Source organism: Elusimicrobiota bacterium (genome assembly GCA_026388155.1).
GTDB lineage: Bacteria > Elusimicrobiota > Elusimicrobia > Elusimicrobiales > UBA9959 > UBA9634.
On sequence record JAPLKI010000022.1, the window covers coordinates 438291 to 455853 of the forward strand.

General features: G+C 52.5%; 14 protein-coding genes and 1 tRNA gene. 8 read left to right on the forward strand and 7 right to left on the reverse strand.

Annotated features, from left to right (window positions below; translation table 11 throughout):
- Positions 1-23: 23 nt before the first annotated feature.
- Both ruvC and NTX59_11885 read right to left on the reverse strand, forming a co-directional pair.
- Entirely contained in the window at positions 24-560 is a 537-nt protein-coding gene (gene ruvC / locus NTX59_11880; GenBank protein ID MCX5786377.1) for a crossover junction endodeoxyribonuclease RuvC, read from the reverse strand.
- Between the two features lie 35 nt (positions 561-595).
- Positions 596-1351 (reverse strand): YebC/PmpR family DNA-binding transcriptional regulator, encoded by a 756-nt coding sequence (locus NTX59_11885; GenBank protein ID MCX5786378.1) that lies wholly within the window; start codon positions 1349-1351, stop codon positions 596-598.
- A 350-nt stretch (positions 1352-1701) separates the two neighbouring features.
- Here NTX59_11885 and NTX59_11890 point away from each other — a divergent pair.
- The 6 genes from NTX59_11890 to NTX59_11915 all read left to right on the forward strand — a co-directional run bounded on the left by NTX59_11890 (position 1702) and on the right by NTX59_11915 (position 9566).
- A tRNA-Arg gene (locus NTX59_11890) sits at positions 1702-1775 on the forward strand.
- 188 nt (positions 1776-1963) lie between these two features.
- Complete coding sequence (locus NTX59_11895) at positions 1964-3088, forward strand: HEAT repeat domain-containing protein (protein ID MCX5786379.1); 1125 nt, start codon at positions 1964-1966, stop codon at positions 3086-3088.
- A 17-nt stretch (positions 3089-3105) separates the two neighbouring features.
- Positions 3106-6612 (forward strand): PepSY domain-containing protein, encoded by a 3507-nt coding sequence (locus tag NTX59_11900; protein MCX5786380.1) that lies wholly within the window; start codon positions 3106-3108, stop codon positions 6610-6612.
- A 51-nt stretch (positions 6613-6663) separates the two neighbouring features.
- Positions 6664-7836 (forward strand): PorV/PorQ family protein, encoded by a 1173-nt coding sequence (locus NTX59_11905; protein MCX5786381.1) that lies wholly within the window; start codon positions 6664-6666, stop codon positions 7834-7836.
- Between the two features lie 201 nt (positions 7837-8037).
- A complete protein-coding gene (locus tag NTX59_11910) occupies positions 8038-8484 on the forward strand; it encodes a hypothetical protein (protein MCX5786382.1) in 447 nt (148 codons plus the stop codon).
- Between the two features lie 23 nt (positions 8485-8507).
- Positions 8508-9566 carry a hypothetical protein gene (locus NTX59_11915; protein ID MCX5786383.1) on the forward strand — a complete coding sequence of 353 codons (1059 nt, stop codon included), beginning with the start codon at positions 8508-8510 and terminating at the stop codon, positions 9564-9566.
- 88 nt (positions 9567-9654) lie between these two features.
- On the opposite strand, the gene NTX59_11920 is transcribed toward NTX59_11915, so the two are convergent.
- Positions 9655-10479 carry a FecR family protein gene (locus tag NTX59_11920; protein MCX5786384.1) on the reverse strand — a complete coding sequence of 275 codons (825 nt, stop codon included), beginning with the start codon at positions 10477-10479 and terminating at the stop codon, positions 9655-9657.
- 207 nt (positions 10480-10686) lie between these two features.
- On the opposite strand from NTX59_11920, the gene NTX59_11925 reads away from it, so the two are divergent.
- Together NTX59_11925 and amrS are read left to right on the forward strand one after the other, a co-directional pair.
- Entirely contained in the window at positions 10687-11577 is an 891-nt protein-coding gene (locus tag NTX59_11925) for a diacylglycerol kinase family lipid kinase (GenBank protein MCX5786385.1), read from the forward strand.
- Between the two features lie 135 nt (positions 11578-11712).
- Positions 11713-12846, forward strand: a complete 1134-nt coding sequence (amrS, locus tag NTX59_11930) for an AmmeMemoRadiSam system radical SAM enzyme (GenBank protein ID MCX5786386.1) — start codon at positions 11713-11715, stop codon at positions 12844-12846.
- Positions 12847-12878: 32 nt separating this feature from the next.
- Here the strand turns inward: amrS and NTX59_11935 are convergent, their stop codons facing one another.
- The 4 genes from NTX59_11935 to NTX59_11950 all read right to left on the reverse strand — a co-directional run bounded on the left by NTX59_11935 (position 12879) and on the right by NTX59_11950 (position 17455).
- The gene (locus NTX59_11935; GenBank protein ID MCX5786387.1) at positions 12879-13343 is read right to left on the reverse strand and encodes a hypothetical protein; all 465 of its coding nucleotides are present in this window, start codon (positions 13341-13343) and stop codon (positions 12879-12881) included.
- Between the two features lie 141 nt (positions 13344-13484).
- The gene (era, locus tag NTX59_11940) at positions 13485-14390 is read right to left on the reverse strand and encodes a GTPase Era (protein MCX5786388.1); all 906 of its coding nucleotides are present in this window, start codon (positions 14388-14390) and stop codon (positions 13485-13487) included.
- A 126-nt stretch (positions 14391-14516) separates the two neighbouring features.
- Complete coding sequence (locus tag NTX59_11945) at positions 14517-14966, reverse strand: DNA-binding protein (GenBank protein ID MCX5786389.1); 450 nt, start codon at positions 14964-14966, stop codon at positions 14517-14519.
- A 62-nt stretch (positions 14967-15028) separates the two neighbouring features.
- On the reverse strand, positions 15029-17455 hold the full coding sequence (locus tag NTX59_11950; GenBank protein ID MCX5786390.1) for a hypothetical protein: 2427 nt from the start codon (positions 17453-17455) through the stop codon (positions 15029-15031).
- Between the last annotated feature and the right edge of the window lie 108 nt (positions 17456-17563).

Genomic DNA, 17563 nt, shown 5'->3' on the forward strand with positions numbered 1-17563 from the left:
CCGGGTTCAAGATTAGGCATTCGCTATTTACTATTCGCTCCCTTCGTTCCTACAGCCATCCGGGCTTTTTCAAGAGCCAGCCGCACCGGGGACAGCCGCAGGTGGCAAAGCGCGGCCGCCATGGCGTCGGCCACATCGTCCGGTTTTGGAATTTCCTTTAAACCAAGAATAAGCTGCACTATTTTTTGCATCTGGGCTTTGTCGGCGCTGCCACTGCCGCTTACGGTTTTTTTTATTTCCCGCGGATTGTAAGCGCTTATGGGCAGGGATTTTTTTTCACAGGCGAGTAAAATTACTCCTCTGGCATGGGTGGTATTTGCCTGCGTGTCCGCGCGCTTTGAGAAGAAAACCTCTTCTATAGCCGCGGCTTGCGGCGTATTTTCGGTTATCACCGAAGCAAGAGAGTCATAAATAGCGCTCAGGCGTTTTTCAAGCGCAAGGCTTTTGGACGTGTGGATAAGACCGCTTGCAAGCACTCGCGCCGCCGCACCAGGTCCGCCTTTCTCAAGGACAGCCCAGCCCGTTCTGTCAAGCCCGGGGTCAATGCCTAAGATTTTCATTTGTAAGAGGTCACCGGCGACAGGTAAAGGGCGCTTTACTGCTCAAGTTTTGCCAATATAGAGTCGGGTATGTTGAAGTTTGAATAGACCGTCTGAACATCGTCATGGTCTTCAAGAGCGTCCATAAGGCGGACTATCTGGGCGGCTTTGTCTTCGCCGACATTAATTTCGTTCTTGGGCAGCATGGTGATTTCGGCCGAGACCACCGGCACTTTCCTTTCCTGCAGTTTGGCCCTTACGTTTTCAAACTCCGCGGGGGAGGTTATTATTTCAAATTCGTCGGAATCGGCGGGGGAACGGAAGTCATCGGCGCCTATTTCAAGGGCCAGAGTCATCAGCTCGTCTTCCTTGGCGTCTGTTTTTTTTACGGCTATGTAACCCTTTTGCTCGAACATCCAGGACACGCAGCCGGAGGAACCCATATTGCCGCCGTGCACATCCAAAATCTTACGGATTTCACTGGCGGCGCGGTTTTTATTGTCGGTGGTCGTGTTTATCAGGATGGCTATACCGCCCGGGCCGTAACCCTCGTAGGTGATCTCTTCATAGATTACTCCGGGCTCCTTGCCTGTGCCGCGGTCGATGGCTCTTTGTACGTTGGTGGAAGGCATGTTTGCCGCCTTCCCGTCTTCTATAGCTTTGCGCAAACGGGGATTTTCATCAACCTTGCCGCCGCCCATCCTGGCGGCGATGGTGATTTCTTTTATTATCTTTGTAAAGACCTTGCCTTTTTTGGCATCAGTAATAGCTTTTTTGTGTTTTATTCCAGCCCAGTGGGAATGTCCGCCCATATAAAGCTCCTTGCGCAATCAGGTTCAATTTTGGAAGCGTTGCTATAAATTCTATAATAAAGCGAGCGCTTTCACAAGGAATAGACACATCTCCTTGTTTGCCCTCGTGGAGCACCGGGCGCCACCTTATAAAGCCCGGCGGTAATCCGTCCGCCTAAGGCGGATGCGATAAGCCCGCGCGATTACCTTCGTTAGTGAGCGCGGGAACCTTATAGAAGGGGTTCAGTGAGCGGGCCGCCAAAGGCGGCAAAGCGAACGACGAAGGGGAACTTAGTTCCCCTCGTGGAGCACCGGGCGCCACCTTATAAAGCCCGACGGTAATCCGTCCGCCTAAGGCGGATGCGACAAAGGCCCCCTTAGCTCAACTGGATAGAGCGACTGCCTTCGGAGCAGTAGGTTAGAGGTTCGAATCCTCTAGGGGGCACAGATTTATGGAAAATTGAAAATTCGAGATTCCGGATTTAAGATTAAGGACTAAAGGGGAGATAAATTTTAACCTCGGATTTTGAATCTTGAATCCGGAATAGTGAATCTTGAATCCGACTGCTGCCTGTAACCTTTTTGTAACCAAATGTCAACAATAACGCAAGAGGAAAAAGGGAAAATATAGATATGAACCCAGTGTTCGCCGTTTTTTTATTGTTATGGCCTCCCATTGCTTTTGGGGCGCAAGTCTATTCCGACAAGGAATTGGGCACAAAGGCTCTTGAAACGGTGATTGCCGACATAAAAGATAAAGATTCTGATATACGGGCTATGGCGGCGGGGGTGCTGGGCAATGCCGGGAATAAAGCCGCCGTGGGAATACTTACGAAGCTGCTTAACGACCCGGACAAACATGTGCGCATAACCGCGGCGGAAGCTCTTTGGAAGCTTGACAGCCCGGCCGGGATGAAAATTGTCTACGCGATTATCAACGATGTTCCCGCCAAGGAACCAGTGGATCATTCACCCATGATAGAGCTTAAAACCATTTTCCAGAACAAGATCCGGGAACACGCCATAGAAGCCGTAGTGCGCATGAAAGGCGAGAAAGCGGGAGACTTGCTTTTTAGCCTGAAAAACGACGTTTTCGGCGCCGTGCGCGACGTGGCGGCAAGAGAACTTTCCCGTCTGGGCTACGACGAGGAAATGACGCAGTTTATTGACGCCCTGAGCTCGGAAAACGAGGCCATCCGCTACCAGAGCGCCACCGTGTTTTCAAAAATTTGCAGCGCGGCAGCCTTGCCGAAACTTAAAGAACTGCTGGGGAAGGAAACCTCTCTAATGGTAAAAACCGCCGTGCTTGACGCCATAGCCTGTATTCCTGAACGGAAATCCGCGACGGAAGCGCTTATGGCTCTTGCCGATGACGATAACCCCACGGTTAAATATAAGGCGATCGTCGCGCTCGCCGGAATAAAAGATAAAAAAGTATCCGCTAAACTTGCGGAGATAAATTCCGAGACAGGCGACATTAAACTAAAGCTGGCCATACTGCCCGCACTCATCTCCCCGTCCGCCGGTAACGCCATGGACGGGCAGGCCGGCGGCGCAGCCGGAAAGCCGGAACTGGAAACGGTTTCGCGGGCTTTGGAAGCCCGGAACCCTGAAGTGAAAATTTCAGCGGTCAGGGCGCTTGAAAATTTTAATCCGCAGGAAGCCAAGCCTTTGCTCGGCGCCGCGCTGGCCGATGAAAATGCCTCCGTAAAGCTTGAGGCGGCCCTGCAGATACTGAGGCGGTTTTCAAAGAAGTAGGACGCGGAAATCACCTTATGATGAAAAAAACAATATTTTTCACTCTCCTTCTTCCGCTGGCCCTGTGCGCCGCGGCGGCATCAGCCCCGGGGGGCACTCCCGCCGCAGCCGCGTGGCGGGCGCGGGCCCAAAAATTCTCTCCGCTTTCAGATTCTATCCGTCCGCTCAGAAAATCGCCGTCTTTTTCCACCATGGAAGCCTTCAGAAAATTTTCGCTTAAACAAGGGAACGGCTGGCGGGTGCGTTATAATCCGCGCACGGCCCTGCCCGAGGCTATAATCGGCGGCCGCACTCTCCTTTATAGCGGGTCGCCTGAAGAGGCCGCCGCGGCCTTCCTCACGGATAATGCAGCCCTGCTGAATGTGAATTTTTCCCAATTGCGCCTGGCCTATAAAAAGGATTTCCTGGGAGCGACTCATCTTAACTATCAGCAATTTTATAACGGCATCCCGGTAGAGTTTTCCTATGTCAGGCTTCACATAGACAAGGACGGGGCGGTCAGCGGCTATCAGGCAAAATTCGAACCGGACATAAATTTATCGCTTGTGCCGCTGGTCTCGCCCGATTATGCCGCTTCCGCCGCCGTGGCAGATATGGGTTACGCCCTGAAAGTAAAAAAGACCTCGCTGGTAATTTTCCCCGATGAGACGGACGGCGTCTTAAAACTTGCCTGGAAAATCCTTTCCAGAGGGAGGGGTTCATGGGTGTATTATGTGGATGCCGCAACCGGCAAGGTGCTCTTTAAGTATGACGATTTGCGCTATCTCACCAGCGCCAGCGGCACAGTCAGAGGAACGGTTTACGATATCTCACCCATTCCAAACGGCAACAGCGACCTGAACAATCCCCCGATGGAATCCTTGTGGGCCCCGCTTTCCATTCAACCGATCCGGGACCAGTATGTCTGGGTGGGAGACTACTCCCATCCCGTGACCACGGACGGGAACGGCGCCTATTCCACGACCCTGAGCGGGAAGGTTTTTGCTTCACTCAAAGGCCCCTATTTTTCAGTAATTAATTTTCGGGGCCCGAGCGCCCACTTTGACAATGGCGGAGGACTGTGGCGCACTTATGCCACGCCTGTTCATAACCTTTCTCCCTATACTGTAACAATACCGGCTACCGAATGGACCGCCTCGGAGGCTTTTGCGAAAGTCATGCCGCATTTCAGCGCGGCCGCCGGGCAGCCTTTCCATATGGGAGAGCTTGATATTGGCGGGACGATAATGGACGGAACCGAACTAAACATTAAGGACCCCGCCGGCCCGGTAGCCAGCTACATAGGAAAAAGGACAACCGGCTTTTACGGCGCTTCCGTGGAAAGCCCTTCTTATGAGCTTGACGTACAAGCCGACCCTTCCGGCGCTTCCAGTAATTTTATCGTTGACATATCATCTTATCTGGTTCTCACCAACGCCCCCGCTGCTTCCGATAACTCCACCGGCTCTATTGAGTGGTCCACCCACTCGGTAGCGATATCGTCCACTATGACGAAAGTGACATCGCTTGACGCAAGTCTTGACTGGGGCGGCGCTTCAAATTCGCTTGCGGAAGTTAACGCGTTTTATCATCTGAATAAGATGCACGCCTATTTTGACCCGATTAACTTTTATCCGGGCAGCCCCAAGCCCGCCGATCTAAGCGGCAGGGTGCCGGTTATGGTTCACGCGCATGGGGAGGCCGATAATATAGCGGTGGATGGCGGCATGCAGAACGCATATTATGATTTTGAGCACGATAATATACTTATAGGCGACGGGCCAATGGACGTGGACGGTAAATTCCGCTCTTTCGCTTTGGATGGAACCATAATAAGGCACGAATACACGCACAAAGCGGTAAATCAGATTTACCCCATAATAAATTTCGGCGAGTTTGGCGCTATTTCCGAAGCCATGGCCGACTATTTTTCTCTTGCTTCCTTTAAGGCGGAGGGAAAAGACATTTCGATCCTCGGTAATTTTATCGGAGCGGGCGAAGGCACGGCCAGGGACCTTTCCGGCGTCGGCGGCTTAAAAAAAATGCCTGGTGACTGGTCCGGTGAAGTTCACGACGACAGCCTTATACTTTCGCAGGCGCTTTACTCATTGCGCGATGGAGGGCCGCACTCTCTCGGCACTTTCGCTGCGGGCACCACTTTTGCCGGCCTGCCGCGGGCGGATGTCTTTATTTTTGACGCTCTGTTTTATTTTCCCGATAACTTCGCCAATTTTATGGACGCCATGGAAATGGTCTGTCAGCGTTTGGAACAGTCCAACTGCGCCTCCGGCCCAAATTACCTCAGTTCGATAAAGCAAGCTTTCGGAGAACACATGATTTCCACCGGGCCGGCGGCGGGGGGAGATGCCAACGAACCCAATAACGGCCCGGAATGGGCCACCGATATCAGCAGCGTCTCCGTTATTACAGGCACGATTTATCCGGTGGGCGATGTGGATTATTACTCATTACCGCTCAAGCAGGGAACTTTTACGGCAAAACTTTATCTTCCGTCTACCAATCAGACTTACGGGCTATATTCGGCCTTCGCCCTGTATCTCTTTGACGCTAATCGCAACTATGTGGTGGAAAAGGTGCCTGCCATATATAACCCGTCCGGCGGCGGCGGCTGCCTCATGGACGGCAATTGCCAGACAGAGTCTGCGAGCGTTACGCTTCAATATACTATTTCCCCGCCGGACAACTATCCGGGCCGTTATTACCTTATGGTTACCGCGGCGCCGAATGACTTTTCCGGCAATTCCAACACGGTCTCATTCAGCTCATATACCCTTACCCTTGATTACACGCCGCAAGGCAGTTCAGAAGCAAGCATAACACGGGTTTTTGACGGCGATATCATAGATTTTGCCACCCCGAACGCAAGCTTCAACGCCGCCATGAATCCGGCTTCTTCTGTCGCCGGCGCCGCCTCCGCCGAAACTGTTTTTGAATACGCGCAACTCCGCGATCATAATTACCAGCCTCTGGAACTTACAAAAGCCTATGCGGACTTAACCGGTGTTTACATGCGCCTGTCTCATCCCGTTACTGATTATTCCGACAATAAGATACACGGTACGGTGCATCTGTTGAGCGGTTTTGCGAACCGCTATCCAGGGGTCGGGACCGTATATCTTGAGGTTTTCGGCCGAAACCGCCTTGGCAGCGTGGTTTCGCTCGGAGTTTCCGACGCTATAAACCTCACGACCAATAAATCCGCCGCGCTCGCCTATAACAATATTTTGAAGCCGGGCGATCCATGTCATTGTGATAATGATAAGTGTTCTCCATCCTGCCCTACTATAAAATTCGATGTGCAGTCGGCGGGCTCTATATCCATAAAGGTGTACACCCAGAGCGGGACGCTTGTTAAAATCCTTTGTCCGGGCAACCAGAAGGCCTGCACCGCCGGCACCGGCACGGGAACAGTGAACTGGGACGGGACCAACAGCGGCGGAGGAAAAGTGGCCAGCGGAATTTATTTCATCACGGTGACGGGCCCAGGCCTTGATAAGATAGTCAAAGTAGCGGTGGTAAGATAACGGCAGGGTATAGGGGTGAGGGGATAGGGTAGAGGGTTGAGAGCGAATTTTATGAATACTTTAATACATAACAGAAAGCATGCTTTTGTCCCGGCATTTCTGTTTGCCCTTACCCTATCCCCTCTGCCCTCTACCCTAACCCCTGTTTTTGCCGGCGGTTCCGGTTCTACGGCCATGCAGGTCCTTAAAACCGATATCAGTCCCAGGGCAATGGGTATGGGCGGCAGTTTTGTGGCGGTAGCGGACGATATTTACGCCGTGAATTATAATCCGGCGGGTCTGGCCCAGCTTTATGTGCCCGAGGCCTCGGCCATGTATCTTTCAGGGTTTGATGACGCAAAACTTGAATATGTGGCCATCGGCATGCCTATGCCCTTTTTGGGGCTGGCAGGCATTGCAAAGCCGGCCATGGCTGTTTCCGCGATTTTTTCCGACGCGGGCCGTTTTAACTGGACCACCATGAACGGTGACGGATCATTGTCGTCAAAAAACCTTAACGCCCAAACGGACAGCGTGATTGCCTTAAGCTATGGCGAGAAAGTTTATTCGGGGGATGTGAATCTGGAAGGCTATAAGGCCAAAATCGAGCAATATGCGGGCATGTCCGTCAAATTCATAAGTTCCGATATGCTTCAGCATTATTCCGCTTCCGCGCTGGCTTTTGACGCCGGCTGGCTGGTGATGGAACAGAATATCGGGCTCACTTTCGGGGCGGGGCTTGCCAATTACGGCGGCGGAATAAAATACGCAAGCGAGACGGAGAAGCTGCCGTCTATTTTGCGGCTGGGGCTTGCCTTGCAGCGTCCCACTATACTGGACCAGTCCGCCCTTGTTTCGGTGGAGTACGACTCCTATCTCGCCGAACCTAAAAAAAGTCTGCGCCTCGGCCTGGAATATAATTTTGAGAAAATTTTCAAAGCGCGCCTTGGTTACAAGGCGCTTGAGGACAACAAGGGCCTTACCTTGGGCCTTGGCGTTCATTATGATGACTTGGCGTTTGATTTCGCCCTGTCGCTCGGGAACGCGGTTTTTAACACTTCACAAGTGGCGTTGTCATACAAATTCAACGGTTATGTAAACTCGGCTTACAAACGGAAAGTGAATTACAAAGAACCGGAACCGGCCCGGAAAACCGTACATCCCGCGCCTAAAGCCAAGCCCCAGCCTAAAAAACCCCCGCCGGAAGAAAACAAAAACAACTCCGATTTTTTCTTGATCAACTGACCGCGATGCGGCTGTTCCAGCCGCGCCATAAAGACCGCCATCAGCTTTAGGCCATATGCCATAAGCTTTAAGGTGTTCCTTATAGAACTTAGGGCTTCTGGCGTACGGCATATGGCTTTCCCGCTTTGCCCGGCAAAACGGGAAATTGACAGCGCGGGCTATTGTTTATAGAATAAAAATGAAGATTCCTCAGGAGGTTCCATGAAAAAAGCACTGTTCCTGGCATTCGTGTCGGTTATGGCCGTTGGATGCTCCTCTGCCCCTAAGGGCACCGTTTCCAGTTCGGGCGCAATTGAAAGAGAGTGGGTGGAAGAAGGCATTACTAAAAATTATATTTTTGCCCGCGGCATCGGCGCGGCGGATCAGACTTTGGAGAACAAAACCCAGAAGATGGCCACTTCAAGGAACGCCGCCATCGTAAACGGACAGTATAACATGCTTTCCTTCGTAAAGGGCGTGAGCCTGGAAGGCGGCGTTACCGTTGAAAAAGCGATCGAGACCGATTCCGTGCTCGCCACCAAAATTGACGCTGTCATAAAAGGCGCCCAGGTAGTACGTTCCGAGTGGACCAGCGATGACGGCTGCGTTATCGTGCTCAGGCTTTCCAAGAAGGCGCTCAAAGACGCAGGAATTAAGATAGTCGAATAGGTCTCCGGGAAAAAGACCAAAAAATGAAAAGCTGCCAGCGCGTCCTTTTGGGAGTGCTCCTTATTGCCGCCTTCGGCTGTTCCTCCGCCGTTAAAAGATCGGGGCTGAACCCCGCCTATGAAACGGAGACGGTGGAAGCAGAAGGTATGTCCCCTGTGCTTAACGGGGACTCCGAAGGTGCAAAAAAAGCGGCGCTCCACGACGCCATGCGCAATGCCCTGGGCCTGGTGGTGGGAATATACGTCTCGCAGGACGCCCTGGTCTCGAAGTCCGTGCTGATAGATGAGAATATAACCTCACAGACCGAGGGCTACATAGAAAAATACGAAGTTCTCAAGGATTGGCGCGACGGGGATTTTTATAAAACCAGAATACGCGCCCATGTGCGGAAAGAAGATCTTTCGGCGAAGCTTCGCAAACTTGAAACCGAGCCGCAAAAACTCGGCAACCCAGTAATCGGTTTTGATATAAAGGAAGCCGTTGACGGCAGGGAGCAGCCTTCCAATTACGCCGAACTTGAGCTGAAAGACCGTTTTACCGACGCGGGATTTATGACCGGGGAGAAAAACAAGGCTGACATCCTTATAAAAGGTTCCGCCCGCTCGGATTTCAACACCCGCGAGGGGCTTGGCGGCTTTGTTTCCTATCGCGCGTCGCTTTCAGTGAACGCGGTAAAACCCGCTTCCGACGAAACAATGGCAACCGCCCAGGAAACAGCAGGCGGCATAGATCTGAACGACTCCGCCGCTTCGCGCGCCGCCATTATTAACGCGGCGAAAAAGTCAGCCGACGGCCTGCTGGAAAAGGTGCTTAAGGCCCTCAGGGAAAAGTCAATGGTGCGACTTAACCTCTCGAATTTGGCTTCGCTAAACGACCTGAGCGAATTTATAAAAGGTTTGCGCAATATTCCTACGGTAAGAGATTGCTGGCTGAGAAACTACTCTGACGGGGCCGCCTCTGTCGATGTGGGCATGCGCAAAGGAGGGGCGGCTGATCTTTCGCAATTGCTGATAAAAAATTCAAAGCGCCCCTTGTCGGTGGGGAAAACATCCGCTTACGAACTTGACGCCGCGTTTAAATAACGGCAGGGGCTAGCGGCCAGAGTATAGGGTTATAAGGGATTCCGCCCCTAAATCTCCAGCCTCTATCCGCTAGCCCCTGTTGTACATACTATTTGCCGCGTTGTTTGAGTTTTTCCGCTTGTCTCTTTTTGTAATCCGAAACCTTTTTATCCTGCTCAGCCAGAAAAGAGTCGATAAAATCTTCCCTCTTGGCCAGTTTTTTTCTAAGGTCTTCCACACGATTTTTCAGCTTGTTGTAGGTTTTTCTTTCACCCTCCATAAGACGCGACAGATGCGGCTGAACCGCCAGAGAACCGCCTGAAACATCAGCCTCGCTGCCCTGGGCTATTTCCTTGTTTTCCGCGCCAGCCGTTACCGCCAGAACCCCCTCAAAAAGCCCCACGGACGTGTTTTGCGACGAAAGCGCCACCGAAAAAGCCGTGCCGCGCACCGCGCAGACGGCTGATGGAGTGCGCACTTCAATCTTTGAAGCCAGATCGGACTTGAATTTGGCGGCCAGCCACATGGCCTTGCCGGCCAGGAATGCAAAGGAATATTTACGGCCGGCGGCGTCCAGTTTCAGTTCGCTGGCTGTAAGCTCCGAGCGCTCGTCCACTTTTATAAATGTCCCGTCCTTGATCAAGATCTCGCAATTCCCGCGGGGGCCGGTTTTTATCCGGTCGCCTTCAGCTATCGGCATAGCTTTTTTTACCGGCTGCCACAAAGAAGCCGGACCGGCTTTCATCAATTCGGCATTGCGGCCCGCGTTATAGATACAGCCTATTACCCCGCCGGTGACACCGACCTGCTCACCCCCGGGCTTGGAGGGGGCGTCCGCGGCGGTGACACTGGCCTGCCGCGGGCCTATGGCGTTGTCCGCGGCTGAAAGGTTTGCACACATGGCCGACAGAACAGTGAATATTAACGTTTTCATCATGTATCTCCAGTAGGGTGCCTGTGCAGGTGGAGCAGGTACAAGCAAATAGCGAATAGTAAGATAGTAAATAGTGGCAACCGGAAGAACCCTGCTATTTGCCATTCGCTATTTACTATTTGCTACTTCAGCTATCAGCCTCAAGTATCACTTTAATATACCACAAATATTATAGAATAAAACTTTCGTGCCGGAACTTTTTTACTTATGTCCTATTTCTTTATCATCAATCCTAATGCGGGCCATAAGCGCAAAAATATCGTCAAACTAATAAATGGCGTATTTTCCGCCAGAAAAATGCGCTACGAAATTGAGTTTACCACTAAGAGATCGCATGCGCGCGAACTGGCGGCTAAAGCAGTTACGCAGGGTTTTAGCGATGTGGTGGCCGTTGGAGGCGACGGTACCATAAGGGAAACGGCCTCGGCGCTTGTGGGCCATAGCCAGACTCTTGGCATAATTCCCTGCGGTTCCGGCAATGGCCTGGCCCGCAACCTTTACATTCCGCTGGATGCCGGCGCTTGCGTGCGCGGCCTGCTTGACTGGCATGTGCGCGCGATAGACGCGGGGCTTGCCAACGGTGAACTGTTTTTATGCTCCGCCGGCGTCGGCCTTGACGCGGAAATAGCCCGGGATTTTAACGCCCGCAAGGGCGGGCGCGGCATTCTGCCCTACATCTATCACGGGGCGCTTCAGTTTTTTAAATACCGCCCGGTTCCTATGGCCGCGGCTTTCAATTCGAAGTGGATGAAATTTGAGCCCCTTCTGGCCGCAGTCATGAACGGGCGCCAGTTCGGCGGCGGGGCGCAGATCGCCCCGGACGCCTATCTGGACGACGGCCTGCTGGATCTTGCCGTAGTAAAAAAGAAAGGTTTTTTAAAAACTATTTTAACTCTGCCGGATCTATTCAACGGCAGGCTGGCTTCTCACCCTGAACTGGTAAGTTACTTCAAGGCGCAGATCTTTGAGTTGCACTGCCTCAAGGGAACAGCTTACCATCTTGACGGGGAGGATTTTGTCTGCGACACGGGCCTGCTAAAAATAACAGTGTTGCCGAGAGCCCTTAAAGTTAAAGCTCCGCCGGTAACCACGCAGTAGGCAGTAAATTGAAGATTTAAGATTCCGGATTCAAGATTGAAGAGTTGGAATTATTGGAACTGCGAAGAGGGGGGAACTGTTGCCATCAGGTTATTTAGTTATTAATCTTAAATCTTGAATCCTTATTCCTGAGTTATGACCCTACGCGAGCTGGTTGAAAAATTCTCAAGGCGGACGGAACTTTTCCGGCCCGCTCCGGGGGGCGCGGTTAAATGTCTGGCCTGCGCCCGCGCCTGCGTAATTTCCGAAAGCTCTTTCGGCTTTTGCCGCGTCAGGTTTAACCGCAGGGGGGAGCTTTTCGCTCCATGGGGTTACGCTTCGGGTATCGCGCTTGACCCTGTGGAAAAAAAACCTTTTTTCCATGTCCTGCCTGGGGCCAAAGCCCTCTCGTTCGGCATGTACGGGTGCAACTTCCGCTGCGCTTTCTGCCAGAACAGCCAAACCGCTTTGCCTGCGGAGGCCGGGGCGGAGTCTGTTTACCCTCAAAAGATCTCCCCGGAAGCCATGATCGCCGGAGCCCTTGAAAATTCCGCGCCGCTTATTGTGTCAACTTACAATGAACCGCTGATCACCGTTGAGTGGGCGCGCGCCGTATTTAGCGAGGCCAAAAAGAAAGGCCTGCGCACGGCATTTGTGTCAAACGGCTACGCCTCAAAGGAGGCCCTTGAATTTATGCGCCCCTGCCTTGATTTTTATAAGGCGGATCTGAAAGGTTTTAACGCCGAACGCTATTTAGGAATAACAGGAGGAGAACTTAAAAAGGTCCTTCAGGGGATAGAGCTGGTTTACTCAATGGGTTTCTGGCTTGAGGTGGTGACGCTTGTGGTGCCCGGCTTTAACGACTCCCCGGAAGAACTCGGCGCCGCGGCTTCGTTTATAGCGGGACTTTCAAAAAACATTCCCTGGCATGTGACGGCCTTTTACCCGGCGCATAAAATGTCCGACACAAATCCCACCCCGCCGGCAACGGTTCTGCGCGCGCGTGAAATAGGCCTGAAAAAAGGCCTGAAGTTCGTGTATGCGGGCAATATCGCCGGCTCCGGCGACGCCGAGAACACTCTTTGCCCCGCTTGCGGAAAACTGCTGGTGGAAAGACGCGGTTTTTCGGTTATCATAAATCTTCTCGGCGGGCGAGGAACCTGCCCCGCTCTTTTGGACCAGTCCAGCGGTGCGGGAAATACAGGTGAGGGGATTAAGCCCCGTTCACCGTGCCAAAAGGGCGGGGCCTGCCCGGCCTGCGGCGCACCGGTTCCCGGTGTCTGGAAGTAAGCGGCCCTGTCATTTACAACATCTCACTTCCGCTATCTGAACGGGTTGAATTTAAAACCGCGCAGGGGGTTTTCACTTTCTTTTTGAAAAAGAGCGGTAAGCCCGCCGAGCAGGCAGGCGGCTATTACCGGCAGGCCGCAAAGGCGCGAGGCGCCAAAATTTGAGCCCGCGGCAATATGTAAAAAAAACAATCCCGAGGCCGAGGCTGAAAAGAACAGCACCGAAAAAGCCGAAACCCTGTCTTTCAGCGATAAAGCCAAAGAACTCGCAAGAAAGTATTGTGCGAGCGCGAGTCCCGCAGACAAGAGCGCGAACTCCGCCGAATCATAGATCAAGGGGTTTACCCGGTAAATCTTTTCCTGTCCGAAGGCAAAACGAAGGCAGACAAATGCGGCCCGCACCCCCGCCTGCACGGCTAAAAATGCGAAAGCCGTGGTCACAAGCGAAAGCCCCGGATAAAGCCATAGGGGAGTTAAACTTTTTAGATATGTGCGCATGTGCTTGTTTAGGCTGAAGTAGTGAATAGCAAGATAGCGAATAGCTAATAGTGAAGAATAGGGAAAAAGCCAATAGCGAAGCTTTTCCGGTTATTACTATTTGCTTTCTTACTATTCGCTATTCACTTGTATCTATCCACTCTATTCATAAAACCCCGTTCTTTTTAAAAAATTGATGCTGTTTTGCCAGTCCTTGGTCACTTTTATTATAAGCTCAAGTTTAGCGTGACGGCCTAAAAATTTTTCAATGGCTTTCTGTGAATCTTCCCTGAGGCGCCTTATGCTTCGGCCACCCTGGCCTATTAAAATCGGTTTCTGGCTGGCGCGCTCGGCATGGACGATGGCGTAAATATGGTCCGGGAGGCCGGGGGTTTCCCTAAAAAGCTCTATTTCCACCGCGCAGGCGTAAGGTATCTCGTCCTGATAAAGCCGGAAAATGTTCTCCCGTATTATTTCGGCGGCGAAAAACCGCTCCCAGCGGTCGCTCAGCTGGTCCGGAGGGTAATAAGGCGGGCTTTGCGGAAGGGCGGCTGTTATGGCTTTTTTAAGGGCTTTTATCCCGGTAAGATTAAGCGCGGAAACCTGAAAGACTTCCGTTACCTGCAGCAGCGTCTTGAAATAATCAATCGCGGCGGAGGCCGCGTCGGGCGCGGGATACAGGTCTATTTTGTTTATCACCAGGTAAAGCGGAACCCTGAGGTTTTTCAACTGGTCAAAAAAAGGAAGTTTGTCCTTGGGGGGAAGGCGCGGTTCGGTTATCAGCACCGCCAGATCGCTTTCCTCAAGGGCCGCCCTCTTTATAGAGACGGCCATGCTATTCTCAAAAAGATTGCGCGGTTTAAGGAAACCGGGCGTATCAACGAACACCGCCTGACAATCCTTTTCATTCAGGATGCCAAGTACATTATTGCGGGTTGTCTGGGGTTTGGGCGAAACTATGGAAAGCTGCGCGCCGCAAAGGGCGTTTAAAAGCGTAGACTTGCCGGAGTTCGGCAGCCCGGTGATAGCGACGAAGCCGGCTTTGAAATTGGCGGGAACCTGTGTCAATTTATTGCCTCGGTAGACCAACGTGGAGGGGCTAGGGGCGAGGGGTTAGCGGTAAGAGGGGCGCAGAAATATAAGGCAACTCCTTCCCTAAACCCCTACCCGCCAGCCCCTAGCCCCTATTCAATGTTATTTAAAGAACACAGGATTAGTCCAGAGCGGCAACTGTGTGGCCTTGTCCAGTTTGCGCACTTTCATCTCGCCTGAAAGTTCCTGTATAAAGATTTCGCAGCTGAATACCATGGTTCCGGCCATCAAGTGCCCGCCGAAAGCGTGTCCCTGGGCGTCCGCAAAGGTTATGTGGGCGTGAACCATAGGCTTATCGTCAAAAAGGCTTACATTGCCGCACAGCGAAAGTATTTCCAGTTCCTTTTCCAGATTGATCTTTACGTATTTTTTCGCTTTCTGGTCATAAACGCTGAAGGTGGCCCGCTCAACCGCTCCCAGGGCGTGAATTACTCCGCAGCGGATCTGGTAATGATGGCAGAAACCCTGAAGGGCCTGAAGCAGATCATCACCTTTCTGAACGCTGAACATGAAAGTTCTGGCGCTTAAATACGGCTTTTCCTGTTGGGTCATGTAAATCCCTCCGTTGTCAGTATACGCGAATCAGACGAATGAGCGGCAATGCCGCTCACAATTTATAATTTCGTTCCATTCGCTTTTATATTCGCGTCGTTCGCTGCTTTGCTGCATCTAAACCGCGCGTAGTCCGTAATGGCTTTTAATTGCGCATCTGCGTCAAGACCGGACTCTTTCATCACCGCTTCCGCCTTGCCAGAGCACGGGTAACGGCCCTGTTTAAAAGCATGCAGAGTGCGGGCAATGCCTTCCTTTGAACGAGCCCAGAAATACATGGTGGGCAGCGTGAAATCCGTTATCCCCATCGCTTCCAGGGCGCAATGCTCGGGGTAGAGCGATTCTTTTTCGTTTTCATCCAAAAGTTCGTAAAGTTCCTTGGAGGCCACATAGAAAACATTCAGGTTCAGCCCCATTTTCCGTATTTCAGGAAGCACCTCATTTACAAAAACAGTGGTAACGCCGTTCCCCTGAAGGACTATTGTGCCATGGCAGGGGGGTTTTTTACGGCTGGCTTTAAGCAAAGGGTAAATGCCTTTGATGGCGGCTTGCGCCGGCGGCAGGCCGGCTTTTATGCGGTTTATTATTTTCTCCGGCGGCCTTGTTATAAACGGGGCTATTACGGCCGGGCGCAGCCTGAGGGCGGCGGCCAGAAGCGGCCAGACCTCCTGCGGCTCCCACGGGGTAAGAGTTATCACGGCGCCCTTAGGGAAATTACCTTCCAGCAACTGTAACGGCTGGGGATCGGCGTGGGTCGGGCCGTCTTCCCCGGTTTTAACCCCGGAGTGGGCGTTTATCATTATAAACGGGTTATACGCCCGGCCGTCAAGCGCGCGGCGCATCTGCTGGCCTATGGCGTGTAGCCTCGCCGAGGTGTGTTCAAGCGGGGCTATAAAAGCCGCGTAAGACGATGTGACGCCTATATGACAGCCGAAACTTGAAAGCCCGGACATTATTGAGCCCATGGCGTCTTCGCAGATGCCGCCCGCGGAAAGAATCCTGGATTTGGAGTTTGAAACCGCGTTATAAAACCCCTCCGCAAAACCTTTGCCTGCCAAATTCACTCCGGTGGAACCGTAGAGATCGGCCGCCGAGACAATTATCGAACCGGAAGTGGCGAGGTTCAAGTGGTTCAGCGCCCGGGAGAGCGCTTCTCCGGGTGTTACCACAGAGCCGGGCTCCAGGCGCAATTCAGCCGGGACAACTTGAGGGTCGGCCTCAAAAGCCGCCTGATGATTCGGGCTTCCCGCTCTTGGTGTACGCGCGCGCGTGTCCAGTCGGGCGCGGGACTCATTTAGCTTTCTGAGCGCGAAAGACGGAAGAGCGGGAGTGTTTTCAAGCGCCTTTCTCACGGTGAGAAGTGTGTCGCAAAAACATGCCTCAACCGCGTCGTCCGCGCGCGAATTTGAACAATAACGGGGAATTTTCACGTTGAAGCGGTTTTCAAATTCAGACAGGGCCGCGTAATAGCCGTCTGAAGCAAACTTGTGCCCGGCTCCATGCGACGCGCGGCCTTCTATGCCGTATTTCCAGCCCTTTGTCGTACGATAAACAATTGCGGTGGGCTGTTTATTGTCCGAATTGTCAGCGGCAAATTTCTGGGCCGTCAGTATCTGGAAAAAATCATGCCCGTTCGAAACATGAACCACATTCCAGTCGTTCAGATAGGCAAGTTCGGCGGGGGTCCACTGCACATAATCGCCCGGCTTGGAATTTTCAGGACAGACATTATTGGAATCGATGGAGGCCTGGTTCCAGTCCACATGCATATAAAGGTTTGAAAGCTGGGCCGTTGCGGCGGAGGCCAGGGACTCAGCCACTCTGCCCGGAGTCATGCCGCCTTCGCCCTCCAGCATATGGACTCTGGGGCAGCCGGGGCCGTAAACATCCATGGCCCCGAGCGCAAGCCCCACAGCGGCGCCAACTCCCGCGCCTGATGCGCCGGTGGCTGTTTTTACAAAAGGGGTAAGCGGGGTGGGATGACCATCCAGCGCTTTTGAATTGAATTTCTTAAAAAGCGGGGTATCGGCGGAGGGGTTGCGCCTGAAACCCAATAAATCTTCCAGGCGCAGCTGTAATTTTTCCTCCGGCAGACGGCTGGAGTCGGCTATGCGGACTAATTCATTTCTAAGCGCCCAAAGGGCGTAAAGTCCCATTGCCTTATGTCCGGCGGCATAGGAGATAAGGTCGTTGTCCGCGCGTTGCGGAGCGAAGAAATCGTAATCCATCCCAAAAAACAGGAGAGCCTGGGCTATTCTGCCCGAGGAAATGCTCCCTCCCGGATGGCCGGAAGCCGGGACAAAATTGTAAAGTACAGCGCACAAAGCTCTGTAAATAAGGTCGATATCTTCAAGCGCCTTTACATCGGTGTCTTCAACTTTGAACTGCGCCGACATGATGATATCGGACACATCGTAATAGCCGGCGCGCCTGGGCGCAAGGGAAAACTTTGAGGGCTTTACATTAGTAAAAAGCTGCTGTGTGTCCATAAAAGTTCCGGCGGAATACTGCGGCAACACTATATTTTACCAAATTACAGGACACTGAATGTTCGCTATATGAAGCGGGCGGGGGAATACTTCCGTTGAATTCCATCG